This is a genomic window from Corynebacterium sp. CNJ-954 (genome assembly GCF_001942345.1).
Taxonomy (GTDB): domain Bacteria; phylum Actinomycetota; class Actinomycetes; order Mycobacteriales; family Mycobacteriaceae; genus Corynebacterium.
Window position 1 is genome coordinate 244,104 of sequence record NZ_MKKI01000033.1, and the last position, 25,547, is coordinate 269,650.

The following is a 25,547-nucleotide window of genomic DNA, read 5'->3' on the forward strand; positions in this document are numbered from 1 at the left end:
GGACGAGTTCTCGTTGTTGCGAGCGGCGGGGTACATTTCTCTGGACGTTATTTTTCAGAGACTTAAGGATGTTCGGTTCCCCATGATCCGTCGCTTTGCCAAGCCCCTGTCCCTCGCCGTGCTGCCGTTGGCAGTTTCCGGTGCCCTCGTGTCGTGCAGTTCGGACGACTCAGATGCTGGTGGGGAGGACACAGCTTCCCAGGAGGCACTGCAGAACCCGCCGGCATCTGATGCTCCGGCTGACCTGATCCTGGATGATGCAAGTACTCCGGACGGGTACACCTTTGAACCCGCGGGGTCGGAAGGCGACGAGGATCTCAGCGAACTCTTCGGCGGAGAAATGGAGGACAGTGGTGATATCGTCACTCCGCCCCAGTGCGAGCCGTTGGCGGTCGACCTCGGCTTGGTCCTCCAGTGGTCGATGGAACCAGCAGACGCGACGGCGGTCGCGTCCTTTGTGCAGGATCAAGATGACGAGTCCGGCGTATTCGTGCGGGTGACCACGGGGACGCCGGAGGGCGGCATGCCTGATGTTGCCGGGTGCGGGGAGTTCTCCAGTGAGTCGAACAGTGAATTCGGTTCCATGTCGAAGTCATTTCAGGCGACTCCGGTGGATGTCAGCGTCGACGGCGTTGATGACCTGGCCGCTGCCGACATCACGGTGACGGGACTGCTTCTGGACGGTGAGGACGTCGGCGCCGAGGCGGTAGGCCAGACAGCCCGCTACATCACTGGCGCTCTCGGAGACCGCACGTTCAATTTCCTCGTGGTCGGGCAGGTCGATGATGAGGTCGTGGAGCAGCTGGCTGCGGATCAGGTCGCGCGGATGAACAGCGTCGCAGCATAGCGATAGGCTATATTTCCTGAGCTCCTGTTTCGAGGAAAGTTACTCTCATGTCGACTCATTCCATGGTGTGGACGACCGTATCTGCCGCCACTATGATCGAGATTATGGCCTTGCCCGCAAATCGTGGACAGGTAACTAAGCTGCCTCGGGTACCTCAGCAGCAGGTTTGTTGAACAGATTCATTTCGAACTCCACCGGTGGCATGTACCCCAGCGACGAGTGCAGCCGTCGTCGGTTGTATACCACCTCAATCCACCGGGCGACAGCCTGGCATGCCTCAGCCCGGGTCGGCCAGGTGTACCGGTCGTAGAATTCGGTTTTCAACGTGGCCCACACACTTTCGGCCATCGCATTGTCCCAACACACCCCGGTCCTGCCCATTGACTGCAGTACGTGCAGGTCCTGGCACACTCGGTGCATCTGTTCGCTGGTGAACTGGCACCCACGATCAGCGTGGAACACCACATCATCGGGCAGCTCACCGCGTAGCGTGTGGGCCATGCGCAGGGCCCGTTCCACCAGGTCGGTGTGCATGTGGGTGTCCATCGCCCAGCCGATGATCCGCCGGGAATGCCCGTCGGTGACCGCCGCCAGATACACCCAGCCTTCACCGGTGCGAAGGTAGGTGATGTCGGAAATCCAGCATCGGTCGAGCCCACCCCGGTCCCAGGCCCGTTGTGCCCGGTCGGGGATCGTGTGGGCCTCGACACCAGGCAGCGTGGTCACCGGGGAGAACTTCTTGGGGCTAATGCCCTCCAAGCCCTGGCGCAGCATCGACTTCGCCACGGTCTTGCGGTCAACGGTCATCCCTTCACGGGCGAGCTGGGCGTGCACCCTGGGAGCGCCGTAGACCTCGTCGGATTCGGTGAACACCGTCCGGACCTTCGCGTCGAGGTCGTCGCGCTCACGGCGTCTGGGCGATGGTTCTCTCGCTTGTCTGGCCGCCCAGGCGTAGAACCCAGACCGAGACACTCCCAGCAGGCGGGCCATACGGGTGACCTCGTAGTTCGCCTTCTCCTGCGCCATCAGTTCGAACCGTTCGTCGGTGGCTGCTTGGCAGCGAAGAAGGCTGCTGCTTTTCCCAGGAACTCGTTGTCCTTCTTCATGTCGGCGAGTTCGCGGCGTAGTGCCTTGAGCTCGGCGCGTTCATCCAAGGTCAGTTCCCCGGTCGGTTCACCGGCGTCTTTGGCGCGTTCGGCGGCGACCCACTTTCCCAATGTCTGGGCACCGACGTTGAGCTCGCGGGCGACCTCGGCGATGGTGCGTCCGGTGTCGATGACCAGGCGGGCGGCTTCGTGCTTGTACTCGGGGCTGAAGTTTCGCCGTGGTCGCTTGCCCGGGGTCTTGTCGGTCATGGTGAATCCTCTCGTGCGGGACAGATCCCGCTAAATCGGATGTCCACTCAACGAGGGTAGGGCCAATTATTGATGGGGGTGTCTTGTTGCTCGCTGAGACTCCCGAGATGACAACTACACCCCGCTGGCGTGGGCGTCCGGGCGCTGCCAGGCGGGGCAACGACCGTCCAGCCGCCCACTAGGTCGCAGGTCCATATCGCCCGCTTGTGACGCTCGCTCGGTCCGAGAAGGTGATGCAAGCGTTTCAGTTCCTTCCCCCCGGGCAGTTTTGCCTCACTTCGCCCGCTTCACCCTATACGATCGATTCATGACTTCCGACGAGCGCGTCCAGCAAACGGCGACGGTTCCGGAACTCTGGGCGCAGCCCGTCAAGATCGCTGGGAACGAGGTCCGACAGCTCCTAGTGCCAGCGATGACCGCTGCGGTGCAGGACAGCCATTCGGACGCCGACGACACATCCGACGGGCGCAGGGTCACGGGAGTGTATGGCTCCTGGCCAGTGGTTAGCGGATCACTCGAAAGGGTTAGAGACGGCGCTGTGCTCCTGCTGACCGAACACGCGCAGGAGCTGGTCTGGAGCGGTTCGGCAGGCTTAACGGAACCCGAGGAGCTTCTGGAATCGTGGAGGGGCGCATTTCACTTCGGCGATCCAGACGGGGAGGGCGCGCTTCGCAGCCCACAGGTCGGCGCGGTGCACGCAGCGGTCGGCCACTTTCTGTCTAGCAACGATGAGCCCGGTTTGATCGTCATGCCAACGGGCACTGGCAAGACCGAGTCTATGCTCGCGATCGCCGTTCACGAGCGTGTGGCTCATCTGCTGGTGCTGGTTCCGACTGCGGCCCTGCGCCAGCAGATCGCGACGAAGTTCCTGACCCTGGGGATCTTGCAGCGCGAGGGCATCGTCAACCCTCTGGCCCTGCGCCCGGCAGTCGCCGAGCTTGCACGCGGCATCAGCAGCGTGGAGGACGCCCGCGCGCTCCTGGCTGCCGCCCAGGTGGTCGTCGCAACCCCGGATTCGCTGCGCGCGTGTTCCGCAGAGGCCAAGGAAGTGCTCCTAGAAGGCTGTAGCCACCTATTCGTGGACGAGGCTCACCACGCTCCTGCGGCAACGTGGCAGGCAGCGATCTCCCACTTTCCTGGCCGCCGCGTGCTGCTGTTCACCGCTACGCCCCATCGGCGCGACAAGCAGGACCTGCGTGGACGACAGATCTACCGGTACTCGCTCGCGGCTGCTCAAAGGGACGGGTACTACCGCGAGATCGCTTACTCCGCCATCGTCAGTCTCAACGACGCGGAACGGCTCATCGCGACGGCAGCTGTCGAACGACTCCGACGCGACCGGCGAAGCGGGTTCGACCACCTAATCATGGCGCGCGTCGGCTCGGTGGCACGGACGGCGCAAATACTGCCGCTCTACGAGCAGATCGCCCCCGACTTCGCGCCGGTCGTGATCCATAGTCAGCTCGGGGTGAAGCCCAAGCGCGCCGCGCTCGAAGCTCTACGTTCACGAACCAGCCGCATCATCGTTTGCGTCGACATGCTCGGCGAAGGCTTCGACATGCCGCAACTGAAGATCGCCGCTCTGCACGACTCGCGCAAGAGCCTCAGCCCACTCATCCAACTGGTCGGTCGATTCACCCGCACCGCACAGGACAGCGACCTCGGGACCGCGTCGGTGTTTGCCGCCCGCGACGCGCAGAGCGCGATGTCGCCGCTGAGCGACCTGTACCGCGAGGACGCGGATTGGAACGCGATCATGCGGGACGAAAGTGAGCGCTTGACCATCGAGGCGGAGCGGACCGCCGAGTTCGACCGGTCCTTCCGAGCTGCCGGAGAGGCGCTGCCGACATCGACGCTGCGCCCGACGGTCAGCGCGATCGCCTTCTTAGCTTCGTCGAACTCGTGGGACCCGGCTGCGGGCCCAAGCGTGTTCGAGGCCGCCAATTCCGAAGTTTCCGCGCTTACCGTAGGGCACGAGGGAAATGTGGCCTGGTTCGTGGTGTCGAGGCTGGACACGGTGCCGTGGTCGTCATCGGCGCAGATGGAGGACGCGACCCACGAACTGGTAGTCATGCGCTTCGACCCTAAGCGCCGACTGTTATTCATTCATGGTTCGGAAAAGTCCAGCAAATTCGAGGATCTCGCCGAGGCGGTGCTTCAGGGGCCGGGCGAACTGCTCCACGAAGCGGTCGCATTCCGGGTCTTGAGCGGTCTGGGCTACCCGGTCCCGACTAATGTCGGGCTGGTCGACCTCATTGACGGCGATAACCGCTTCAGCATGCACACCGGCGGGGACGTGAGCGCAGGCCTGCGCGTCCAGAACACCGGGACGAAGTCGCAGACACACATCGCACTAAAGGGCTTCGCCAACGGCGAACGAACGGTGATCAGCGCGGCCCGGTCCGGGCGGATCTGGAGCCCGCGGGCTGCCCGCAGTGTGCAGGAGTGGGTCCAGTGGTGCGACGAGCAGGGTGACAAGCTCTTGGACGCCAGCATCAATGTCGCCGAGGTCATTAGCGGCTTCGTCGTTCCGGAGCCGCTAAGGAAGATTCCGGAGGAGATGTTGCTCGCGGTGGAGTGGCCCGCGCTGGTGTACGAGAGCCTGACGGCGCTGCCCGACATCGAGCGTCAAGGCGCGTGTATTCGCTGCTTGAGCTGGACTTAGTCGCGCTCCCCTTGGCCCCGGGAGAGTTGAAACGTCTCGCGCTGGTGCATCAGTCCGCGGACCAGAACCAGCATTGGCAGTTGGAGTACACGCTCAGCACCCGGGACCGGAGCCTACAAGTCACCGCAGACCAGGTCGATGCCACCGTTCTGACGGCTCGGGGCGACGAAGCGCCCTTTGCGCGTTGGCTGACCGATCACCCGCCGACCCTGGTCCTTGCCGGGGATGTGCTCGTCCTAGACGGCCGGCAGGTGCTGCGCGCGAAAGACACGCCCGCGTTCGACCGCGAACACCTTGTCGCGCTGGATTGGCCGGGCGTGAACCTGAAGGTTGAGTCGCAGGGTAAGGACAAGCGCGCGGACTCGATCCAGTACCTCGCCGCCCGGGAACTGCGAACGACACGGCAATTCGATGTGCTGCTTGATGACGACGGGAAAGGTGAGGTTGCGGATCTGGTCGGGCTCCGCGTCAACGAGGGCCGTCTGATCGTGACACTGGTGCACTGCAAGTACGCGGCTGGTGATGGCCCGGGCGCGCGCGTGGCCGACTTGTACGAGGTATGCGGGCAGGCGGTCCGGAGCATCCGGCGACGTAAGCGCATCGCCGTGATGCTCGAACTGCTGTCGAAGCGCGTGGGCGACAAGCTGGAGCGAGGGTTCCAACCGTTCGAGGTCGGAGACGCCGCTGCGCTCGTGCGCGTGTGCGAGCAGGCTGGCCAGCTCCGGCCGCAGTTTGATGTCATCATTGCCCAGCCTGGCCTGGCGAAGTCCAAGGTTCGCGATGACCAGCTACCAGTACTCGCCGGAGTCGCCAGCTACCTGCAGCACACAGCCGGCGCGTCGCTGACCGTGCTCGTCTCGGAGTGAGCAAGCCTCGGGCGCAAGGTCCAAGCTGGTTCAGGTAACGAGGCCGACCACGAAGGCCTGATGCTAACTATACGAACGGAGGTCGCGCACGCTGCGGCGTCGCCTGCGCTCGAACAGGAGATATCCGTGGCGGCAACCCACGTCCGCTTTCGGTGCAACGCTCTTCCTACTCACACCGCGGTCTGATCGGAGCAGACGACCACGCCGCCGAGGGTGCGCCCTTTCGCCGCGAAGGTTCTGGTTCGTATAGGGCATGACGCGGGGACGCTGGTCACCGACGGCCGCCCAGATCATGACGAAGCGGACAGGCTAGGATCGTCGCAACCATTCGGGGTGTACTTTCCATTGGCCGCCGAGGCTCCGGGGATTACGACTTGGCTCCGCTTGCATTGACGTTCAAATGCCCGCCAGTCGGGGCAACGGGTGTCATACCGCCAAGGATTGAGTCATCTAACCCACCGGCTGTTCTTTCCTCCCGCGACGATGGGTTCCTAAGCCCTTCAGCGATGGTCCGTAGATACTGCCTCTTCGTCGGCCCCGGTCAGGGAAGATCTCGTATCGAACGGCAAATAGCAATTGTAGTCCTCCTCTGAGTGCTGGGGGTCACCATGGCAGGGGGGCCGCCTTCGTTGAAGAAGCCGCCGCGGGGACCGTCGTCGGGCAGGGTGGCCAACCGGATCGCGATTGCGGCCCCGTCCTCTGGGGCGCGGTCGCCCGAGTGGCTGGTGAAATCGGTCGCGACGAGCCCGGGACACGCCGCGTTGACGACGACGTTCGTATCGGCCAGCCTGCGGGCGTATTGGGCGGTGATGCTGTTGAGCATTGTCTTCGACGGCGCGTAGGCCGCCATCTGCGGTCCCGTCTGAAGAGCGAGCGAACCCATATCGCTGGACATGTTCACGATCCGCGGGGGCGGTGAGGCGTACAGGAGCGGGAGCATCGCGTTAGTCAAACGCACGACCTCGTACACATTGGTCTCCAGGACGGTGCGGAGGACGTCCAAGTCGAGGCTGGTCGGGTCCTGCGCGCCGTCGTCGGTGCGTCCGCCGATTCCGGCGTTGTTGACGAGCACGTCCAGTCGCCCGACCTTGGCTTCCAGGGCCTGGGCAGCAGAGATCACGCTGGTATCCGAGGTGACGTCCAGGGCGACGCCGAAGGCCTCCATGCCGCCAGCGCGCAGGGCTTCCACCGCCGTCTCACGGCGAGCGTCATCGCGGGCACCCACGGCGACTCGGAATCCAGCAGCTCCGAGCCCGCGGGCGATCGCGAAGCCAATGCCCTTGTTCGCGCCGGTCACCAGCGCGGTTTTCATATCCTGTGTGTTCGTCGTATCGGTCATGTGTTCCATGGTCGGCCGCCTGGTCACGTACCGTCCAACACCGTTCGGATCCGCTGTGATACCCGTCCGGTATCTCAGCGTATGGTGGGTGTATGGACCATCTGGAAGTGCGCGAGCTGAGGTAGTTCCTCGCCGTGGCCGAGGAACTCCACTTCGGGCGTGCGGCGGAAAGCCTCGGCATCGCCCAACCGCCGCTATCGCGCGCGATCCGTCAGCTGGAGCGCCGCTTAGGCGTGCAGCTCTTCGAGCGGAACCGCCGCGGCGCCAGCCTCACGAAGGCGGGGCGAGCTCTGCAGGGGGGAGGCCCCGCCGATTCTCGACGCGATCACGGCGGCGGAACGTCGTACCCGGCGCGCTGGGAAACAGGATCGGTCGCTCGTACTCGCAACCAAGGCAGGGTGTCCACTCAACGAGGGTAGGGTCAGAGGTGCCTCGCAAAGGCATCGGCGTGGCGCTCCGTCGGGGAGCGCTCACTGAGTTGGTCTGGCTCCGCATCGAGCACGGCGACTTCGTGACCTGTCGTCTGCTCGATCAAAGTGACGAGATCCCCCAGCGGTTGAATGCCAGGCTAATGATCGTGTCTGAACTTGTCGTAGCTGCCTTAACCTGGTGCTCTGACGATGACATCACGGAGCCGGGATCGCCTTATCAGCTAAGTAGGCGTCCATCTCCATGAAGTGAAGCAGACGTTGGCGCATCGCGTTCATGTTCGCACTGTTCGTGGACTGCGTAGCGCAGCGCACGCGCTTCGCGACTGCACTGTCGGTAAGTTGCGCTACCGTGCATCCTGTTGCTTCAGCGATCAGGATGATCTCCGGCATCTTCGCCACGCGGCTACCGTTCAGAATTCGATTCAGTGTGGTTTGTGAAATGCCCGTTTTGTCCGCGAGTGCACGCTGTGACAGCCCGGAGGCCGTCCGTGCGCTCTCGATGGCGTCTGCAACGGTGTTCACTATCTCCACCTCCTGAACCACTCCCCGGAACATGATTCATGTCTACCGCGCGGTACCCCTGGAGTCCAGGCCCGGTTGCCCGCCTCCTACACGAACACCGACTCCGGCTCGGGCCGCCGTTCATTGCGCGCCGCCCGGGCGCGGTCCGCGATGGGGGTGTGATTGAACAACAGGTTGAGTCCAAAGGCCGCCAACGCGGCCAGGACCACACCGTCCGACAGGAGCGTCTGTGCCCAGTCCGGGAAGTTCGACCAGATGCCGGTGGAGAACTTCGACAACAGCCCGAGGGCGACTGCTATCGCCACAATCGTCGAGTTGACCGTGTCGGTGAGATCCACCTTCCGCAGGGTGTTCACGCCCACTGCGGCGATGGAGGTGAACAGGATCAGCGAGATCCCGCCGATCACCGGGTCCGGCAGCGCGGCGATCACCGCTCCTGTCGCCGGCGTGAGCCCCAGGAGCAGCAGGACGGCCCCGGCCGTGGCGGTCACGTAGCGCGAGTGGACACGCGTGGTGCGTACCGCGCCGACGTTCTGGTTGAAGACGGTGTCGAAGAATCCGTTGAAGATCCCGCCGAGCACACCGGACGCCGCATCCCCGACCAACGACCGGGCCACGTCCGACCGGCTCATCTTCTTCCCGGTGATCTCCGACAGGGCGCTGACGCTGGCGATCGTCTCCGCGAAGAGGAACATCATCACCACCGACATTGACAGCACGCCGACGAGCGGGAACTCCGGAGCTCCGAAGTGGAACGGCTTCACCAGCGCGAACACCGGCTCGTCGCCGACTCCGGAGAAGTCGAGCAGACCGGCGGGCCAGCAGACCAGCACGCCGATGATCGTGGCGATGATCAGCGAGGCCTTCGCCACCACACCGCGTGCCAGGCAGGACAGGGCGACGGCCACGACGACCACGAGAGCGGCGATACCGATCGACAGCGGGTCGGCGTAGTCCGGATTCTCCTGACCACCGATCGCCGGTTGCCCGACGACCAGGCCGGCGGACACGCCGATCAGTGACACTCCGAGGACCAGCAGCACGGTGCCGGTGACCAGGGGAGGGAAGTACTTCAACAGCTTGCTGAACGGCCAGGCGAGGAGCAGTCCCACGACACCGCCGGCGAGCATGCACCCCCAGATTGCGGGCAACCCGTACGTCTGCCCGATCGATATCATGGACGCCACCTGGACGAACGCCGCACCACCGATGATCGGCATGCGTCCGCCGGCGATCCGTCCGAGCCCGAGCGACTGGATCATGGTGATCACGCCGGCGACGAGTAGGTCGGCGTTGACCAGCATCGCCACCGTCTCCCGGTCGAGCCCGAGTGCGGCGCCGAGCGCCAGGGGGACGGACACGCACCCCACGTACATGATCAGGACGTGCTGGATGCCGTAGGTGAGGTTGTGGCGCCAACCGAAGTTGGTGTCCACGGCAGATCCGTCGGTGGAGAATCCGACGTCGGGGTCGGCACCGGGGTCGACGTCGGGGGCGGGGTAATGATGTTGCGCGGTGCGGTCGAATGTAGCGGTCATGGGTGGGGATGCTCCTGAGCGGGACGGTGCTTGAGCGGCGACGGGGAGTGGTGCGGGAACTACCTGGCGGATTCGGCCTTGCTGAAGTTCGCCCTGATCCGCATGTCGAGGTATTCCCCGGCGGTCATCGGCGCGTACTTCCGGTCCGGTCCCTCGATGACGGCGTCCCGGTCAGCCTGGGCGAAGTAGGGCATGGAGTAGCGCTCCGGAATGTCCACGCCGATGTCGGCGGCCTTCACCCGGTGGAAGTTGGATTTCAGCCGGTCATCGCTCCACCGCATGAGCATGTCGCCGATATTGCAGGTGAGGATGTCCGTGAAGGCGGGGACCGGCGTCCAGCTCTGGACGTCCTGCGTGGCGTCCGCACCGGGCATGACCTGCAGGCCGGACTCGCCGTCGGTCTGGAACAGCAGGGTCAGGCAGTTGAAGTCGGTGTGTGCGCCTGCACGCCACACCGGCGCACCGTCCTTGTCGGGGACGTTGTCGGCGGCGTCCACGGCCATGTAGTGGATCATGCGCAGGGTGCACTGGTGCAGGTCGGAGGCGGGATCGTGCACCTTGGTGAAGTAGTTCCGCTCGAAGCCGAGCTTCACGGCGAAGAACTCCAGGATGCGCATGGCCACGTCATGGCACCTGCTTTCGAAGGACAGCGCGTGGTCACGGAAGCCGGGCAGCGTCTCCTCGTCGAGCCACAGGCCGTCCATGAGTGGACGGGTGAGCTGGTAGCTCTCCTTCTCGTCCGGAGTGCCCGTCGACGGGCGGATCTGGGACTTGTGCTCGAAGCCGACGTTCTTGCCTTTCGGCTTGGCGACGGTCTCCAACGTCTCCTTCGGCAGGGCGAAGAGTCGGCGGGACTCCGCAAAGGCGGCGTCGATCTCGGCTTTGCTGATGCCGAAGTTCTTCAGTTGGAAGAACCCGATGGTGGTGGCGGCCTGCCAGAGTTCCTCGGCCTTGGCGTCCCACTCCTGGTCGGTGAGGTCCCAGTCGTTGACGTCGATGACTGGGACGGCCCGGTCGGTGGTTTCGGTGCCGACACCGCCCATCCTCGACTCGAGGTCGAGTTCGGCGTTGCTGTAGTTGTCGGTGCTGCTGGGCGTGGTGGTCTGAACCATGATGGTCCTTTCACGTCACGCGGTTTCCCCTACGGTCGTACGCTCCGTCATCCCGACGCCGTGCGATGCAGACCCGGCTGAGCCGCTGATGGTCTCGTAACAGGACTCAATCTACGAAGCGGTCGTTTCGAGGTTGTGCCACTTCTGTGACATCTGTGTTGCCGGTTCCCGGGTGGCGGAAACGGCTACACTCGACCCGGTCAATCGCCCCACACCGGAGGACACCCGTGAAGCTACCGAAGCCTTTCTCCCGCCGCAGGAAAGACGACGCGTCCGTCCAGCGTGATACGGGGGCCGCTGCGCCCGCGACAGTCGACGAGGAGGAGCTGTCCCCGGAATCCAAGGAGGCGCTCAAGGGGATCGCGGACCTGGATGAGCCGGACGGTAAGTTGGCCCGCCAGTTCTTCAAGGCGGTGGACAAGGCGTCCGAGGTGCAGGCACCGGCGATCGAGAAGTACGTCAACTACATCCGGCGTAGGCACGGCAGGAAATCCGTCGCCCGGCAACAGAAGGTCATTGACCGGCATTTCCGGACGCTGGCGACGGGCACGGGTGCAGGGACCGGCGCCCTGGCTTTCTTCCCCGGTATCGGGACGCTGCTCAGTGCGGGCGCGGCGGGTGGGGAAGCCCTCGGTGTCGTGGAGGTCTTCGCGCTGTACACGCTGTCGAGTGCGCGCTTGCGTGGGGTCGACATCAGCCACCGGGAGGCACGCCGTCGGCTGATCCTGTTCAGCATCGCCGGTGCCGCAGGCAACGAGGCGGTGTCGGCAGCCTCGGGTGCGAAGGGGATCGGTGGACTCCGGAAGCTGGGCAGCGCCAGCGACGCCGAGAAACGTACCATCAACTCGCGGTTGGGTCGGATAGCCTTCCGCCAGCTGCGTCGACGCATGGCAGGGGCGGCGTTCGCCAAGATGCTGCCCCTGGGTGTCGGCGCGGTGCTGGGCGCGAGGGCGAACCGGAAGCTGGCGCACATGATGATCCGCCACACCCATGCGGTGCTCATCGATGAGGGGAAGAGCAGCCGTCACTGACGTCCGCCCTCAGAGATCGTGTGGGTGTGATCCCGACGTGCGAATATCTGTCCGGAGGAGGTCGGCGTAGTAACTCCGGTCCTGTTCCCCGTACCAGGTCGCACTGTCATTTAGTTCGTACAGCTTGTCGCCGTCATACCTCGGAATCACATGAACATGCAGGTGCCACAGGTCCTGGTGCCCTGCTGGCTCATTGTGCTGCCGGATGGTGATGCCGTCACACCCGTATGAGCTCCGCATTGCGACCGACACAGTCTGGACCATCTCCCACAGTGGGGTCCCGGTATCTGGCGGCAGAGAGTAGATATTCTCGACGTGGATTCTGGGACGACCAGAACGCCTCCCGGATTGTTCGGCCACCATTTCGGAGATATCAATGCGAATACTCCGGCAGCGTCTGCGACTACATCGGACGGTGAGTTGTATTCGCTGAAGCTGCCCGACGCAACATTGCACATTGGGCACTCGTAGTCGCTAGGGGCGTGGCTGTACATTCAGAAAGGCTATCAGCTCCCCGCTCTGACGACATCGTGCGAAAATCAGTCGGTGTCTGTGTCTCGCAGAAGTTTCATGAGGGCATCCGTTCGTGCTGTGGTCACCTGACCTCGCATCTTGCTGACAATGAGTTCCCCGCGGGACGGAACCTGCGCAGAATGAACGATGCGTAGCGTACCGCCGTCCTCGATTACCTCCACGTCATCACCTTCACGGATTCCGAACTTACGGCGTAACTCGGCCGGAATGGTCACCTGTCCCTTGGCGTTGATTCGCAAGCCGCGTCTCCAATTCTGCATGTCGTGCCTGGTTACATAGTACGTCGACACCCGTGTAGTGGGTGGGGCCCGCTGATCCTTGACTGCGACGCAGCGTCATAGTTGAGACTGAGGCTATGACTCAGAATCATCGGCGCGTGCGGGCGGTACACCGGGCGCATGCGGGTGTCACCGTGCTGGTCGTCATCACGCTGGTGGTGCTCAACCTGACAGGCGTCCTTGCCGGTGACACGGCACTGCGGCTGTTTCTCGCTGTTGAGGTGCCGCTGCTCATGGTGTTTGTGGTGTTGACCCTGATCCGGCTCCGACGTGTCGTCAGCACACCTGCCGGCGACGACCGCAGCCTCCTCGACCGCGTCCTCGCGGAGGAACCGCTGCTCCGGCCCGCGGTGTCGGAGGTCAGGTACTACTACAGCCTGGTTCTGGCTCTGGCAGGGAAGCGGCAGGTTCCCGCGGGCGTGGCATTCTTCGGGTACACGAAGGGAGTCATGGCTGTCCCCGTGGCGATCGTGATGGTGAGCCTGGTGGAACTGGTCGCCGTCCACCTCCTGGTGCCGTGGCAGTGGCTGCGGATCGTACTGCTGATCTCCAGTATCTGGGGCGTCCTCTTTGTCGCAGGACTCTTCGCCGCCAGGATCGTGAACCCGCACCTCGTTTCACACGACGACCTGACCCTGCGTTGGGGGCTGCAGACGGTACTCAGCACACCGCTGAGCAACGTAGTCTCGGCGGGCAGACACGCGAACCACGCCGCCACGCAACCCGATGTCGGAGGGAACCGGTTGATCCTCACACAGTTCCAGAGCACGAATGTGATGCTGCGCTTCGCCGTGCCCGTGGTCGCCGATGCGCCGGTGCCGAAGAAACACCGTCCGGTCGATGTCCGCGTCACCGAGGTACAGCTCTTCGTGGACGATCCCGGTGCATTCCTGCGTACCGTGGCACCCGCCCAGGACGAGGTCGGTGCATGAACGACAAGGGGGTAGGCAGGGACGGCGACATGGTGCTGCGCAGCCGTGAGATCGCCGATCTGGCAGGCACGACACCTCGCGCGCTGCGCCATTATCACGCGATCGGACTGCTTCCGGACGTTCCACGCGACCCGAACGGGTACCGCTGCTACCGCGCACGCGACGTGGTCCGCGTCCTGCGTATCCGGCAGCTCGCCGTGAGCGGCATGCCGCTCCGCCGGATCCGTACGATGCTGGAACAGGACCTCCGTAGTCAGGATGAGCTCCTGGAGGAACTCGACCGGGACCTCGCGTCACAGGCCGAACGGATCGACGCCCAGCGTGCGATGCTCGCAGAAGTACGTCGGCTGTCCATGCCGGTGGTCAGGTCCGGGAGTGGCGGGCAGCTCACATCCACCGAACAGTTCGACCAGGACGTCTGGACAATGGTCACGGCGACCGGCGCATTCGACGGTGACGGCGCAGCCGCCGTCCTCAAGGCGCTGGGTGACGGGGAGACGGCAGTGCAGGGTGTCGCACTCGCGACCGAACTTGAGCAGCTGGCGGAGCGGAAACACATTGAGGACGCGGATGCCGAGCGCCTGGCTCGGCAGATGGTGGCCTTCGGCGAGAGTGTCCTGGCGGAAGTGGGCATCGAACCCGTGGACGAGGAGCAACCGGTCGCAACGTTGATCCAGGACATGCAGGCTGATGCACTCAGCCCCGCCCAGCAGACGGTGTGGAGTGCGTTCCTGTCCCGCGTGCAGGACTGACGGCGCTGTCGCCCGCCTGTCGGGGACAAGAGCAGTTACAGTTCTGGGTGGTCGGTCATACCCGTGACCGAGACACCACCTGGAAGGACACCCCTCAATGCGTCGATTCACCTGTGTCACCCGTGTTTTCGCCACCTGTCTGCTGTTGTCGGCGACGATCTGTTCCGCCACCGCCACTGCGGGGGTGGCGTCGCCCGCCACCACGAAGGTGGTGACCTACGGTGACTCCTACACTGCCAACCCCAGTCAGCTTGTCGGCATGGCGAATCAGTATGAGGAGCTCAAGCCGTTCCTCACCGACTACCCGCGTACCGGGCAGCTGGAGTCGGGCAAGGAATGCCTGCAGGCACCCGACAACTGGCCGCGTCTGCTGCAGGATGAGGGTTTGGACGTCCGCGACTGGTCCTGTACCGCGCAGACGTCGCGCACGATGCTGGATCGGATCGACGCCAGCATCGCCGCTGGTGACCTCACCGCCGACACTGATTCGGTGGTGTTCCCGGTGGGGCTGAACAACTTCGGCCCGTGGGGGCAGAAGGACGGTGTGGACGTCACGGACTTCGATGCCGTGCAGGACGCCTACGCCGCCGACATGCGCGAGGCCGCGCGCCGCGTCCGGGCAGTTGCGCCGGACGCGGCGCTGGTCGTCAGCGGGATGCCGCAGATCGGTCACGGCGACAGGTACTGCATCGTCAACGTCGTGCCGGATCATCCGGCGGGCCTGTCGGTGCCGTACCTCGCACGTGCCGAGGATGCCGTGCAGACGATGCAACGACAGTCCGCCGAGGAGGTCGGGGCGACGTTCGTCGACCTGAAGGCCGCCAGTCAGGGGCATGATTCCTGCGCGCCGGATGCGGACCGCTACATCGCCGGCCTCATCGACACGACCACCCCGGACTACAAGATGATCATCCACCCCTCGCAGGCCGGGCAGCGGTTCATCGCGGAGCAGATGGCGGGCGTCGTGTGACGTTCTGTCGTCCGGACGCCGATTACCCCCCCGGGGGCAGACATTAATTTCCTTGATGAATTGGTTGTCCGTTAAATTCTCCTCAGTCGCGTTGATGACGAACGTGAAGCATCAAGAGGAGAATTCCATGACCACTCGCAAACTCGCCGCAGCGGTAGCCACCGCGGCCCTCACCCTCGGGCTCGTCACCGCCTGCGGTGGTGAAACCGAAGCTGAGGACGCTACCACCAGTGCTTCCAGCTCGACGACCTCAACCACGTCGCGTACGAGTACCACCAGCGCCACAAGCACCAGCTCGGCCCCCGCCACCAGTGAGCCCGAGCCCGAACCGGCCGTCGATGACGCCCCCGACTCCGCTCCTGACGCTGACGTGGATGCCGACGCAGCCGCCGATGCGGACCGGCCCCGGGCAGAAGCGCCGGCTCCTGCTCCCGCCTACACGCCGGATCCGGAGCCGGAATACACTCCGCCGCCAGCATCGGCCCCGGAGCCCGAATACACGCCCGCCCCCGTTCCCGACAGCCCCGGCGCAGTCACCGGACGGACCGTCACACCCGGCGCCTTCTGCAAGGGGGAGGAGACCGGGATGACGGGCCAGACTGTCACCGGGCTCACTGTCACGTGCACGAAGGACCCCGACGGCGACCGCTCCCGCTGGCGTGAGTAGGTAACACGCAAGGTCCTCCAGAACCCCCGTCACTGTTTCCCTGCGAGGGCAGTGAGAGTTCGCCAGGGACAACCGGCAGTTATACCGCGGCTGCTTTCATCGACCCCCGTTCTGCGAGGTTGCTGTGGAAGTAGAACGCGGTGGGCAGGTCATGCGGGGTGTGGAGGTGGCTGTCGGACGCGGCGCGTTCGTAGTACTCCTCGAGCAGCGGTCGGTAATCCGGGTGCGCCACTGAGATCATCTTCGGCACACGATCACGAGGTGCCAGACCACGCAGATCCGCGTAACCGTACTCCGTGATCACCACCATCGCATCGTGTTCGGTGTGGTCGATGTGGGAGGCAAAGGGAACCACCGCGGAGATTGCGCCGTCCTTGGCCACCGATGGAGAGATGAACGTCGAAGCAAAGGCGTTGCGGGTGAAGTCGCCGGAACCGCCGATACCGTTCATGATCCGCGTGCCGCTGATATGGGTGGAGTTGATGTTGCCGTAGATGTCGGCTTCGATCATGCCGTTCGAGGAGATCAGTCCCATACGCCGGATGACCTCGGGAGAGTTGGAGATCTGCAACGGTCGCACGACCAGATGCCTGCGGTACCTGGACGCTTCCCGGTTCATCTTCTCGGCGTACTCCGGGGACAGGGCGAACGACGTCGCCGACGCCACCGTCATCTTGCCCGCATCAATCAGATCGAGCATGCCGTCCTGCACAACCTCGGTGTAGGCCTGGATGTCCTCGAATTTCGAGTCGAGCAGTCCTGCCATCACCGCATTCGGGACATTGCCGACTCCCGACTGCATGATGTACCCGTCATAGGTCAGCCTGCCTGCGGCGACCTCGCCCTCAAGGAAGTCGAGGAAATGTCCGGCGATCTGCGTGGACACCTTGTCGAGAGGCTTGAACGGGCTGTTCCGGTCTGGGGCATCGGTCTCGACTACTGCGACGACTTTGGAGGTGTCGATCTGGACGTGAGGGGTCCCGATCCGGTCGCCGACGTTGTTGATCGGTATCGGCGTGCGGTTGGGCAGCGGCGGAACCCGGTAGACATCCGCCATCCCCTCCAGTTCCGGTGACTGCCAGGTGTTGACTTCGATGACGATCTTCTCAGCGGCATCGAGGTATTCGAGGTTGTTTCCGAGGCCGGAGGACGGGATGAGGTGGCCGTCTTCAGTGATCCGGGTGACTTCGACGACAGCGACATCGAGCTCACCGAGGAAACCTTGCTCGACCTGCAGCCCTGAATGCGAGAGGTGGATGTCCTGGAACTTCGTGCTGCCAGCGTTGATCTTGGAGCGCAGCACCGGATCTGACTGGTAGGGCATGCGGTAGTTGATGGCGTCAGCTTCAGCCAGCACCCCGTCGCAGTCCGGTGCGGTGGAGGCTCCGGTCAGCAGGTTAATGGTGAACTCGTCACCGCGGTCGTGGATCTGTGTGGCTTTGTCGGCGATCGCGGCGGGCAGTGCTTTCGGGTAGGCCGCTCCGGTGAATCCGGACATGCCTACGGTGTCGTTGTGGTGGATGAACTCTGCGGCTTCGTCGGCGGTCATGACTTTCGACTGCAGTTCCGCGTTGGCAATACGTTCGGACATGGTGGTGTTCTCCTCGTGGTGCGTGGTGGGGGTTACTCTGGCCAGGCGCTGTTACGGATGACCTCGACGAAGTCGCCGCGCTCGAATCCGGGGAGGAAGTGTTCGAGGACATCGGCCTTGACATTGCCGAACGTGGTTTCGGGACGGTCCTTGATGCCGTCAGTGAAGGCAGCGAGGATGCCGTTCTTGAAGTCAGGGCGTGGATGCGCCGCAACAACTTCCGCCCGCTGCTCTTCGGTGACGGTGTCGAACCCCAGGCCCATCACATCGTGCTCGACCCCACGGGTCACCAGAGCGATTTCGGAGCCCATATGCAGCGGGATCTCCGGTGTCGTGTGCAGCGCGATCGAGGTCCACACTTTGTCGGCTGCCTCATCAGCGATGCCGTGGGAGGCCAGGAACCTGCGTGCTTCGTCCGCTCCGTCGATCTCGAAGCGCTGGTCAGTGCGTCGGTACGTCTCGGTGAGACCCAGGTCGTGGAACATCGCGCCGATGTACAGCAGCTCCGGATCATAGGCGATGCTGTCGCGTTCGCCGCGTAGTGCGCCGAAGAGGAACACGCGCCGGGAGTGGTCGTAGACGAGCGGCGTGGTGACGTCTCTTACCAGTTCGGTGGCCTCTGTGGCGAGAGTGGAGTCGGGGATGGTGATGCCGGCGATGGTTTCTGTCATGGCGTTTCCTGCTTCCAACTCGGGGTCTGGTTCCAACCTCCAGCCTTGTGCCCCCGCTATACTCACGCCATGTCTTTCACGACGTATATCCCACGGATTACGACATGAAACGCGTCGGTTTCTTACTCTTCGACGGCATGACCATGCTTGACTTCGCTGGTCCAGCCGAGGTGCTGGGACGGGCTTCGGACTATGAGCTGGTGTTGTTCTCTCCCCACGGAGGTTCTGTCACCACAGCAAACGGTCTGCCTGTGGCCGGAACGGCCCAGGCGAGTCCGTCTGCGGCGGCTGACTTAGACACCGTGATCATCCCCGGTGCCGACGACCTGCCGGACCGTCCGATGGATGCGGAACTGTTGAAAGCGGCTTCGATTCTCGTGACGGGAGCGAGACGGGTTGCCAGTGTCTGCACCGGTGCGTTCATTCTGGCGGAACTGGGGTTGCTCGACGGGCGACGGGCCACTACACATTGGCGGAATGCCGGTGATCTGGCACGACGCTACCCCCAGGTACAGGTGGAAGCGGATACCCTGCACATCCACGACGGGAAGTTTGTCTCATCAGCAGGCATCACAGCCGGGATAGACCTGGCCTTGTCACTGGTGGAGGAGGACCTCGGTGCGGACGTCGCGAGAGAGATCGCCCGCGAGATGGTCGTCTTCATGCACCGTCCGGGTGGCCAGTCCCAGTTTGCCGGCACTCCGGATACACCGATTGCGCAGAATCCCATCCTGCGTGACGTTCTCTCCCGAGTCCACGCGGACCCTGCCGGATCTCACACGGTGATAACCATGGCAGCTGATGCCGCAGTCAGCACGCGGCACCTGGGGCGCCTGTTCCGTGAGGAACTGGGCACCACTCCAGCGCGGTGGCTTGAGCAGTTCCGAATGTCTACAGCCCAGCAGCTCATCCTTGACGGGCAGACGGTGACCGCTGCAGCCCGTCACTCCGGCTTCGGCAGTGACGAGAGTCTTCGACGGGCCTTCGGCCGGTACCTGAACACCACTCCGACGGAATACCGGGCACGGTTCAGCTCCACATTTCGAGGCCCGTGAATCCAAGGCAGCAGACTGCAGTTGGTAATGTCCACCGATCACTCCGGGTGTCGGGCAAGCCAGTCGAGCACCTGCTGTGCATGCTCGTTCGGTGGGAAGATCGGGTAGAAGACGTGCTCGATCGTGGATTCACGGATGATCAGGGTCAGCCTCGCATACAGGCGTTCATGCCCCGGTGCGCTGAAAGTCGGCAGTGTCAGTGCATCGGCCAGGGTGAGATCCTCGTCGGAGAGCATCGTGAACGGGAGGTGCAGACGCGCTACCAGTTCTGCCTGGTAGTCAGGGGACTGGCTGGAAAGCCCGTAGACGTGTCCGACACCTGCGTCCTGAAGGTCCTGGAAGTGGTCGCGGAAATTGCAGGCTTCTGTGGAACAGCCCCGCGCGCCGGGGATCTCGTCCCATCCCCGGGGGAGATCCACACCCGGGCGCCCCGACAGTGGGTAACAGTAGATCACGGTGCGGCCTGGGCCAGGAGAAGAAACGTCCAGCGTCATGCCGTCGCTGGTCGGCAACTCCAGATGTGGCATAGCGGCTCCCGGCAGATGATCGGCACCGCCGTCGTCTTCCGGTACCGGCAGACCTGCTGGCAGTGTCGTGAAGTCGGGCATCGTGGCCTCCTTGGCGGACGTGCTTCCTGAACTGTGGTCGAGACGTTGCTGCAGTTTCTCCCGGCGGGACGAGAGGGCGGTGATCATCTCGTCGAGGTCTGCGATCGTGTCGCGGTAGACCACCAGTGAGCTCACGCATTCATCGCCGTGCGCATGGCCGAGGTCCAGGCACTCGACGAATGGTCCGGCCTTACTGGGTGCAATGCCGACCCTGCTCAACTCCCGGATCTCTTCGACTGCACGGAGGTGACTGTCATTGAAAGACCGGTAGCCGTTGGACTCCCGGCTCGGGATGATCAACCCGAGTCGCTCGTAGTAGCGGATTGCTTTGACGGATACGTCGGCCCGTCGAGCCAGTTCTCCAATGCGCATCGGGCACCTCCTGACAACGACGATAAACCTTGACCTCAGGGGCAATGTCAAGTCGCTTTCGCTTCGGAGACGACCAGGATCTCCGGAGGTCTGTGAGTGCCCAGCACGTGAAGCCGGACGTGCTGAAGAAGCTCGGTATCCGCCACCCTCGTCGGATCCTTCAGGCGCACATCGACGACATCGGCACGGTCGTGAATCCTGCATTGTTCTTCCCACTGGCGTTCCGCGCTGCTGCGGAGAAGACGTTGACCTACCGGGTGGTCAGCGTTGCATCTTTCACTTGTGTCAGCGTGAGTCTTGTCGCAGCTGTGTTGCAGTACTGAGGCCTGTCCCCGAGCCGACGGGGACGTGGACCAGGGCAATGGTCATGATGTGGGTTTCTAGTCGTCCCGCCCCGGCAGTTCACGAGGAACGACCTTGCCGACGGCATTGCGGGGCAACACGTCCATGAAGACGTAGCTGCGTGGCACATTGTGACGGGCAAGCTTGTCCTTGACGGCCGCCTTGGCGCGGTCCTTGAATTCGTCTTCGTCGGTACCGTCGGCGTCCCCGGTGAGCACGACGTAAGCACAGAGGGACTGGCCGAAGTCATCGTCGTCGACGCCGTGTACGTGGACCTCCTCGACCCCGTCCATGCTGGAGAGGATGTCCTCGGTCTCCTGCGGGAAGACGTTCTCGCCGCCAGAGACGATCATGTCGTCGCTGCGTCCGGCGATGTAGAGCAGACCGTCCTTGTAGTAGCCCAGGTCACCGGTGGCGACGAGTCCCTCAACGGTCTCCTTGTCCACGCCTGGGCGGGTGTAGCCCTCGAACAGCATGTCGTTGCCGACGAAGATGCGTCCGACCTCGCCCTCAGGCAGCTCCCGGCCGTCGTCGTCGAAGATCTTCAGGACGGTGGCCATCGGAGGCTTGCCGGCGGTGGTCGGGTGCTCGGCCAGCTCTTCCGGCCTGGCGATGGACGCCCAGCTGACCTCGGTGGAACCGTAGAGGTTGTAGAGAATCCCGCCGAACTTCTTGGTGGTTTCCTCGATCACTGCTGGTGGCAGTGCCTCACCGCAGGCCGTGATGACCCGGGTACCCGGGTTGAAGTCGTCAGGCACAGCGGTGAGGAGGCGGCGCAACATGGTCGGCACGATCGCAATCGCATGGGGTCGGTTCGCCTCGATCAGTTTCACGGCTTCGGTCGGGGAGAATCGGCGCTGGAGTATCAGGGTGCTGCGCAGCGCCAGGCCGAGTTGGATCTGTGCGAAGCCCCAGGTGTGGAACATCGGCGCCGCGATGTAGTAGCCACGGTGATGCTTCAGTGGGATTCGGGACATGATCGACGACGCCGGCAGGTAGGTCCGTGGTTCCGGCCGGCGGGCACCCTTCGGCGTACCGGTCGTACCCGAGGTGAGGATGATCGTGCGACCACGGCGTGGTCGTGCCGGGAGCTTGTGGTCGTGCGACGCGGACCGCAGCAACTCGGTCAGGGTCGGCCAGTCCGGGTTCCTGGTCGCATGGTTTCCGGACTCCGTCGCCTCGGCGACGTTGCTCGCGTACTCGACGTCGTCGTGCCGGTGGTCATCGGGGATACGCGCTGCGGTGGCGTGGTTCTCCTCCCAGTTGACGATCACCGGGCACTCGTTGAAGTTCTCGGGGAGCAGAGGGATGAATTCTTCGTCGATGAAGAGCAGGTCGAGCTTCTGCTCCTTGACGACTGCGCGGGTCTGGTGTGCTGATGCGCCGGTGTTGAGCAGGACGATGTCGGTCCCCAGTCGGCCGTGGGCGCACAGTGCCATGATGAAGCCGCGGTGGTTACGAGAGAGGATGCCGATCCTGTCGCGTTCCCTCACACCGGTACGGTGAAGGGCCTTTGCCAGGAGGTTGGTCTGGTTGTGCAGTTCCGAGTAGGTGATTGACCCGGCGTCATCGACGATGGCGGTGTGGTGGGGGTCGCGGGCTGCACCGAGGGCGAGGAGACCGGTGGGCAGGAACTCCCACTGGTAGATGTACTTGAGGGCCTTGCCCATGGCGGCCGGTGACATGGGTCCGAGGACCCCTGACTTGAACAGGGGCAGTGTGCCCTTCGCCAGGACGGGCAGTTGGTTGAGGGTGACTGCGGGGCGGGCTGCGCTCATGGTGCTCCTCCGGGGTCTGCGGCCAGTTTGTTTATGAATGAAGACTGGTTTACGTCGTTAACCCTACCTGTTGACACTGATTGTCGTCAGGAGAACCGGTAGAGCCACGTCTACCTACCCGCAACCCCCGCCTCATATGCTGCGATCACCAGCTGCGTCCGGTCCCGGGCGTCCAACTTGGCCAGCAGGCTGCCGATGTGGGTCTTCACGGTGCGCATCGAAATCGTCAGCGCCTCGGTGATCTCGGTGTTCGACAGGCCCCGTGCCACCAGAGTGAGCACCTCGGTCTCCCGTGCGGTCAGCCGCTGGAGCGTTTCGTCGGGCGTATCACCCGGTGCCGCACCTTTTCCCACCCTCGGCGAGCGGACATAGTGCTCCACCAGTCGTGACAGGATCGCCGGCGCGAACAGTGACTCACCGTCATGTGTACGCTTCACCGCATCAACCAGCTGCTCCGGACGCGCATCCTTCAGCAGGAAACCGCTGGCGCCCGCGCGCAATGCCTCATGGACGTAATCGTCGAGGTCGAACATGCTGAGCACGATGACTTTCGTCGACGTGAGCGCAGGATCCGCCGTGATCGCCCGCGTCGCCTCCAGCCCGTCCCCACCGGGCATCCGGATGTCCATCAGAATCACATCGGGCACGAGTGCGCGGGCCTGGTGGACCGCGCCCTCGCCGGTACCGGCGTCTCCCACGGTCGACAATCCTTCCGCACCGTCGATGATCAGGCCCAGGCTGTGCCGTAGCAACGGTTGATCGTCCACCACCAGGACCCGTATCACCGCAGGTCACCGTCCGGAAGCCGGATGCGGAGCCGGAAACCCTCACCGGTCCGAGACGTCGCCAGGCGTCCTCCCATGCCTTCGGCACGTTGGCGCAGTGCGGACAGCCCGTGTCCCGCCCCAGGCTGTGGCCGGTGACCGGGAACGGGCCCGGAGTCGGTGACGGTGACGACCACCTCGCCCCCGTCCCGTTCCACCTCAACCAGCGCGCGGGCCGGCCCGGCATGGCGCAGGACGTTCGCGAGCGCCTCCCGCACCGTCGCGCACACCGCCACCTGGACACCGGGGGAGACGTGGTCGAGCTCGCCGACCCGGAGTTCGGCCGGGACACCCGCGTTCACGGCGGACGCTACGATCCCCGGGAGGTCATCGATCGTCTCCGCAGGGCGCAGGGGAGCGTCCTGCCCGGCGCCGTCCGACGAGCGCAGGACGGTGAGCATGCGCCGCAGCTCCGTCGTCGTCTCCCGCCCAGCGGTCTCGATGTCCTTCAGCGCCGTCCGGCGTTCAGCGTCACCGTGGGGGCCGGTTGCACCGGACGCGGCCGCCGCACGGACAGTGATCAGGCCGAGCCCGTGGGAGACGAGGTCATGCAGGTCACCGGCAATGCGCAGCCGCTCATGCTGCGTCGCCTTCTCCGCCGCCCACTGCTCCAGCTCCGCCTCATAGTGACGTCGTTCCGACCGCGCCTTGAGCGCAGCGCCCACCGCGAGCGCCACGCTGATGCCGACTGCCGTCAGCACCGCAGCCCACGCCGCCACGGGACTGTCCACGCCGACTGCCAGCACCGCACACAGCACCGCGACGATGGCCACCGTCGCGGCGAGCCATGTCCGGGAATGCCAGGTCGGCCGGTCATCGTGCATAACTCCGCAGTCTATCCGCCGTGCTCGGCGGCCACATCGGACCACGGTACGAGGGACCACGGTCCGTGGTGGTCAGCCGAAGTCCGGTCCCTGGGCCGATGACCACCGGCAGGTGCACCGGATTGGATGAGTTTCATGATCAGTATCGAGAATCTCACGAAGACGCGGGGGAACCGGACCATCCTCGACGACGTCTCCTTCCAGGCCCGCCCCGGTGCCGTGACCGGTTTCCTGGGGCCGAACGGGGCAGGGAAGTCGTCCACCCTGCGCATCCTGCTCGGCATCGACCGGGCGACGTCCGGCACCGCCCTCATCGACGGACGCCCGTACCCGTCACTGACCCGTCCGGTCACCCGGGTCGGTTCGTTGCTTGACGGGTCCGGGGCCCACCGGTTGCGCACCGCCCGCAACCACCTGGCCTGGGTGGCCCGCAGCAACGGCGTCCCACGCAGCAGGGTGAGTGAGGTGCTTGACGCCGTCGACCTCACCGAGGCCGCACGCACCCGGGTGGGACGGTTCTCATTGGGCATGGGGCAACGGCTCGGCCTCGCGACGGCACTGCTGGGAGACCCGGAGGTGCTCATTCTCGATGAACCGGTGAACGGGCTCGACCCCGAAGGCATCCGGTGGCTGCGGCGCCTGCTGCGTGGGCATGCCGACGACGGCGGCACCGTCCTGCTGTCCAGTCACCTGATGAGCGAGGTCGCCGAGATCGCCGATGACCTGGTGGTCATCACCAGCGGGCGCATCGTCGCTGCCGGATCCGTGCCGGATGTGACCCATGGGTACCCGACGCTGGAGGACGCCTTCTTCGACCTGACCGGTGGGACGGGGGCAGCACGATGACGAGCATGAGCAGTACGTTCGGCGCAGAACTGCGCAAGGCCACCACACTGCCCGCGGTCTGGGCCGGCACGGCGGTGACCGTGGTGGGCTCGGTGGCGCTGGCGGTGCTCAACGCCGTCAGCGTCCGCGGGGCCGTGGACTCCGGGCAGTCGGACCTGATCTCCGGCTCATCACCGACCTCGCCGTTCGAGTCCGGATTCACCGCGATGCCGATCACCGGTGTCGTCGGTGCGTTGGTCATCGGCGTCGTCGTGATCGGCAGCGAGTACACCGCCGACCGCGCCGAGTCCGGCGGCGGGCGCCAGATCGCGACGACGCTGGTCTCGTCGCCGCACCGTGTCACGCTTCTGGTCTCCAAGATCCTCACCGTCGTGGCGCTCGTCATCGCGACTGCCGTGGTGACGATCCCGCTCTCGGTGGGGGCGGCCTGGGTGGCGACAGGGGCCGTCGCCGAGGAGAGCGTGTCCCTGACCGACGGGCTGCTGCGTTCCGGCGGCGCGACACTCTACTGGGCGTGCATGGGACTGATCGCCTTCGCCGTGACCGTCCTGACCCGCAGCGGGGTGATCCCCCTGGTCGTGTTCATCGCCAACAGTTCGCTGGTGTCGGTGACATTCCTGCTGAGCCGGGTGACCGAGGTGGCGAACTGGTTGCCGGACATGGCCGGACGCAACCTCTTCGGCATCGAGGGCGCAGACGGCGGTCTGGATCCCCTCCCCGGGGCGGCGGTCATGCTCGTGTGGACGCTGGTACTGCTGGTCATCGCCGGGGTCGCCTTCGAACGACGGGACGGGTGA

Annotated in this window: 25 protein-coding genes and 1 pseudogene; 13 read left to right on the forward strand and 13 right to left on the reverse strand. The window is 64.5% G+C overall.

Annotation, left to right across the window (positions count from 1 at the left end; translation table 11 throughout):
- The first annotated feature begins 82 nt into the window (after positions 1-82).
- Positions 83-847, forward strand: coding sequence for a hypothetical protein (locus BJF89_RS11015; RefSeq protein ID WP_075814821.1), 765 nt, complete (start codon positions 83-85; stop codon positions 845-847).
- Positions 848-982: 135 nt separating this feature from the next.
- On the opposite strand, the gene BJF89_RS11020 is transcribed toward BJF89_RS11015, so the two are convergent.
- A protein-coding gene (locus tag BJF89_RS11020) for an IS3 family transposase (protein ID WP_139311996.1) occupies positions 983-2,202 on the reverse strand; the annotation gives its coding sequence in 2 pieces (ribosomal slippage) (positions 983-1,932 and positions 1,932-2,202; 1,221 coding nt in all).
- Between the two features lie 307 nt (positions 2,203-2,509).
- On the opposite strand from BJF89_RS11020, the gene BJF89_RS11030 reads away from it, so the two are divergent.
- A complete protein-coding gene (locus BJF89_RS11030) occupies positions 2,510-4,867 on the forward strand; it encodes a DEAD/DEAH box helicase (protein WP_075814827.1) in 2,358 nt (785 codons plus the stop codon).
- Positions 4,840-5,733, forward strand: coding sequence for a hypothetical protein (locus tag BJF89_RS11035; RefSeq protein ID WP_075814829.1), 894 nt, complete (start codon positions 4,840-4,842; stop codon positions 5,731-5,733). The genes BJF89_RS11030 and BJF89_RS11035 overlap by 28 nt, the downstream gene beginning before the upstream one ends.
- A 541-nt stretch (positions 5,734-6,274) precedes the next feature.
- On the opposite strand, the gene BJF89_RS11040 is transcribed toward BJF89_RS11035, so the two are convergent.
- On the reverse strand, positions 6,275-7,072 hold the full coding sequence (locus BJF89_RS11040; protein WP_083650676.1) for an SDR family oxidoreductase: 798 nt from the start codon (positions 7,070-7,072) through the stop codon (positions 6,275-6,277).
- A 134-nt stretch (positions 7,073-7,206) separates the two neighbouring features.
- Here BJF89_RS11040 and BJF89_RS19615 point away from each other — a divergent pair.
- Positions 7,207-7,435: pseudogene (locus BJF89_RS19615) on the forward strand (LysR family transcriptional regulator); the annotation flags it as partial.
- Positions 7,436-7,698: 263 nt separating this feature from the next.
- Here BJF89_RS19615 and BJF89_RS11050 read toward each other — a convergent pair.
- From BJF89_RS11050 to BJF89_RS11060, 3 genes are all read right to left on the reverse strand, one after another.
- A complete protein-coding gene (locus tag BJF89_RS11050; RefSeq protein ID WP_255372606.1) occupies positions 7,699-8,025 on the reverse strand; it encodes a helix-turn-helix transcriptional regulator in 327 nt (108 codons plus the stop codon).
- Positions 8,026-8,111: 86 nt separating this feature from the next.
- Positions 8,112-9,563 carry a nucleobase:cation symporter-2 family protein gene (locus tag BJF89_RS11055; protein ID WP_083650663.1) on the reverse strand — a complete coding sequence of 484 codons (1,452 nt, stop codon included), beginning with the start codon at positions 9,561-9,563 and terminating at the stop codon, positions 8,112-8,114.
- Positions 9,564-9,622: 59 nt separating this feature from the next.
- Complete coding sequence (locus BJF89_RS11060) at positions 9,623-10,675, reverse strand: isopenicillin N synthase family oxygenase (protein ID WP_075814833.1); 1,053 nt, start codon at positions 10,673-10,675, stop codon at positions 9,623-9,625.
- A 227-nt stretch (positions 10,676-10,902) separates the two neighbouring features.
- On the opposite strand from BJF89_RS11060, the gene BJF89_RS11065 reads away from it, so the two are divergent.
- Positions 10,903-11,706 (forward strand): hypothetical protein, encoded by an 804-nt coding sequence (locus tag BJF89_RS11065; RefSeq protein WP_075814835.1) that lies wholly within the window; start codon positions 10,903-10,905, stop codon positions 11,704-11,706.
- A gap of 9 nt (positions 11,707-11,715) precedes the next feature.
- Here the strand turns inward: BJF89_RS11065 and BJF89_RS20045 are convergent, their stop codons facing one another.
- Positions 11,716-12,069 (reverse strand): HIT domain-containing protein, encoded by a 354-nt coding sequence (locus BJF89_RS20045; RefSeq protein ID WP_139311997.1) that lies wholly within the window; start codon positions 12,067-12,069, stop codon positions 11,716-11,718.
- Between the two features lie 176 nt (positions 12,070-12,245).
- Positions 12,246-12,500: an AbrB/MazE/SpoVT family DNA-binding domain-containing protein gene (locus BJF89_RS11075; protein WP_255372607.1), complete on the reverse strand. Its 255-nt coding sequence runs from the start codon at positions 12,498-12,500 to the stop codon at positions 12,246-12,248.
- Between the two features lie 95 nt (positions 12,501-12,595).
- Between BJF89_RS11075 and BJF89_RS11080 the strand changes: the two genes are divergently transcribed.
- The 4 genes from BJF89_RS11080 to BJF89_RS11095 all read left to right on the forward strand — a co-directional run bounded on the left by BJF89_RS11080 (position 12,596) and on the right by BJF89_RS11095 (position 15,839).
- Positions 12,596-13,450: a hypothetical protein gene (locus BJF89_RS11080; protein WP_139311998.1), complete on the forward strand. Its 855-nt coding sequence runs from the start codon at positions 12,596-12,598 to the stop codon at positions 13,448-13,450.
- A complete protein-coding gene (locus tag BJF89_RS11085) occupies positions 13,447-14,202 on the forward strand; it encodes a MerR family transcriptional regulator (protein WP_075814841.1) in 756 nt (251 codons plus the stop codon). Before BJF89_RS11080 ends, BJF89_RS11085 begins: the two co-directional genes overlap by 4 nt.
- 97 nt (positions 14,203-14,299) lie before the next feature.
- The gene (locus BJF89_RS11090; RefSeq protein ID WP_075814843.1) at positions 14,300-15,172 is read left to right on the forward strand and encodes a GDSL-type esterase/lipase family protein; all 873 of its coding nucleotides are present in this window, start codon (positions 14,300-14,302) and stop codon (positions 15,170-15,172) included.
- Between the two features lie 127 nt (positions 15,173-15,299).
- A complete protein-coding gene (locus BJF89_RS11095; RefSeq protein WP_075814845.1) occupies positions 15,300-15,839 on the forward strand; it encodes a hypothetical protein in 540 nt (179 codons plus the stop codon).
- Between the two features lie 79 nt (positions 15,840-15,918).
- On the opposite strand, the gene BJF89_RS11100 is transcribed toward BJF89_RS11095, so the two are convergent.
- Both BJF89_RS11100 and BJF89_RS11105 read right to left on the reverse strand, forming a co-directional pair.
- Positions 15,919-17,430 (reverse strand): acetyl-CoA hydrolase/transferase family protein, encoded by a 1,512-nt coding sequence (locus BJF89_RS11100; protein ID WP_075814847.1) that lies wholly within the window; start codon positions 17,428-17,430, stop codon positions 15,919-15,921.
- Positions 17,431-17,462: 32 nt separating this feature from the next.
- On the reverse strand, positions 17,463-18,101 hold the full coding sequence (locus tag BJF89_RS11105; protein WP_075814849.1) for an HD domain-containing protein: 639 nt from the start codon (positions 18,099-18,101) through the stop codon (positions 17,463-17,465).
- Between the two features lie 104 nt (positions 18,102-18,205).
- On the opposite strand from BJF89_RS11105, the gene BJF89_RS11110 reads away from it, so the two are divergent.
- A complete protein-coding gene (locus tag BJF89_RS11110) occupies positions 18,206-19,156 on the forward strand; it encodes a GlxA family transcriptional regulator (RefSeq protein WP_075814851.1) in 951 nt (316 codons plus the stop codon).
- Between the two features lie 38 nt (positions 19,157-19,194).
- Here the strand turns inward: BJF89_RS11110 and BJF89_RS11115 are convergent, their stop codons facing one another.
- On the reverse strand, positions 19,195-20,136 hold the full coding sequence (locus BJF89_RS11115; protein WP_075814853.1) for a MerR family transcriptional regulator: 942 nt from the start codon (positions 20,134-20,136) through the stop codon (positions 19,195-19,197).
- Between the two features lie 92 nt (positions 20,137-20,228).
- Here BJF89_RS11115 and BJF89_RS11120 point away from each other — a divergent pair, with 92 nt between their 5' ends.
- Positions 20,229-20,459, forward strand: coding sequence for a hypothetical protein (locus BJF89_RS11120; protein WP_075814855.1), 231 nt, complete (start codon positions 20,229-20,231; stop codon positions 20,457-20,459).
- A gap of 57 nt (positions 20,460-20,516) precedes the next feature.
- Here BJF89_RS11120 and BJF89_RS11125 read toward each other — a convergent pair whose 3' ends face one another.
- From BJF89_RS11125 to BJF89_RS11135, 3 genes are all read right to left on the reverse strand, one after another.
- Positions 20,517-22,256: an AMP-binding protein gene (locus tag BJF89_RS11125; protein ID WP_075814857.1), complete on the reverse strand. Its 1,740-nt coding sequence runs from the start codon at positions 22,254-22,256 to the stop codon at positions 20,517-20,519.
- Between the two features lie 110 nt (positions 22,257-22,366).
- Positions 22,367-23,041: a response regulator transcription factor gene (locus BJF89_RS11130; protein WP_075814859.1), complete on the reverse strand. Its 675-nt coding sequence runs from the start codon at positions 23,039-23,041 to the stop codon at positions 22,367-22,369.
- Positions 23,038-23,904, reverse strand: coding sequence for a sensor histidine kinase (locus BJF89_RS11135; RefSeq protein WP_075814861.1), 867 nt, complete (start codon positions 23,902-23,904; stop codon positions 23,038-23,040). Before BJF89_RS11135 ends, BJF89_RS11130 begins: the two co-directional genes overlap by 4 nt.
- Positions 23,905-24,030: 126 nt before the next feature.
- On the opposite strand from BJF89_RS11135, the gene BJF89_RS11140 reads away from it, so the two are divergent.
- Positions 24,031-24,750: an ABC transporter ATP-binding protein gene (locus BJF89_RS11140; protein WP_369803705.1), complete on the forward strand. Its 720-nt coding sequence runs from the start codon at positions 24,031-24,033 to the stop codon at positions 24,748-24,750.
- Positions 24,751-24,755: 5 nt separating this feature from the next.
- Positions 24,756-25,547: a hypothetical protein gene (locus tag BJF89_RS11145; protein ID WP_222843834.1), complete on the forward strand. Its 792-nt coding sequence runs from the start codon at positions 24,756-24,758 to the stop codon at positions 25,545-25,547.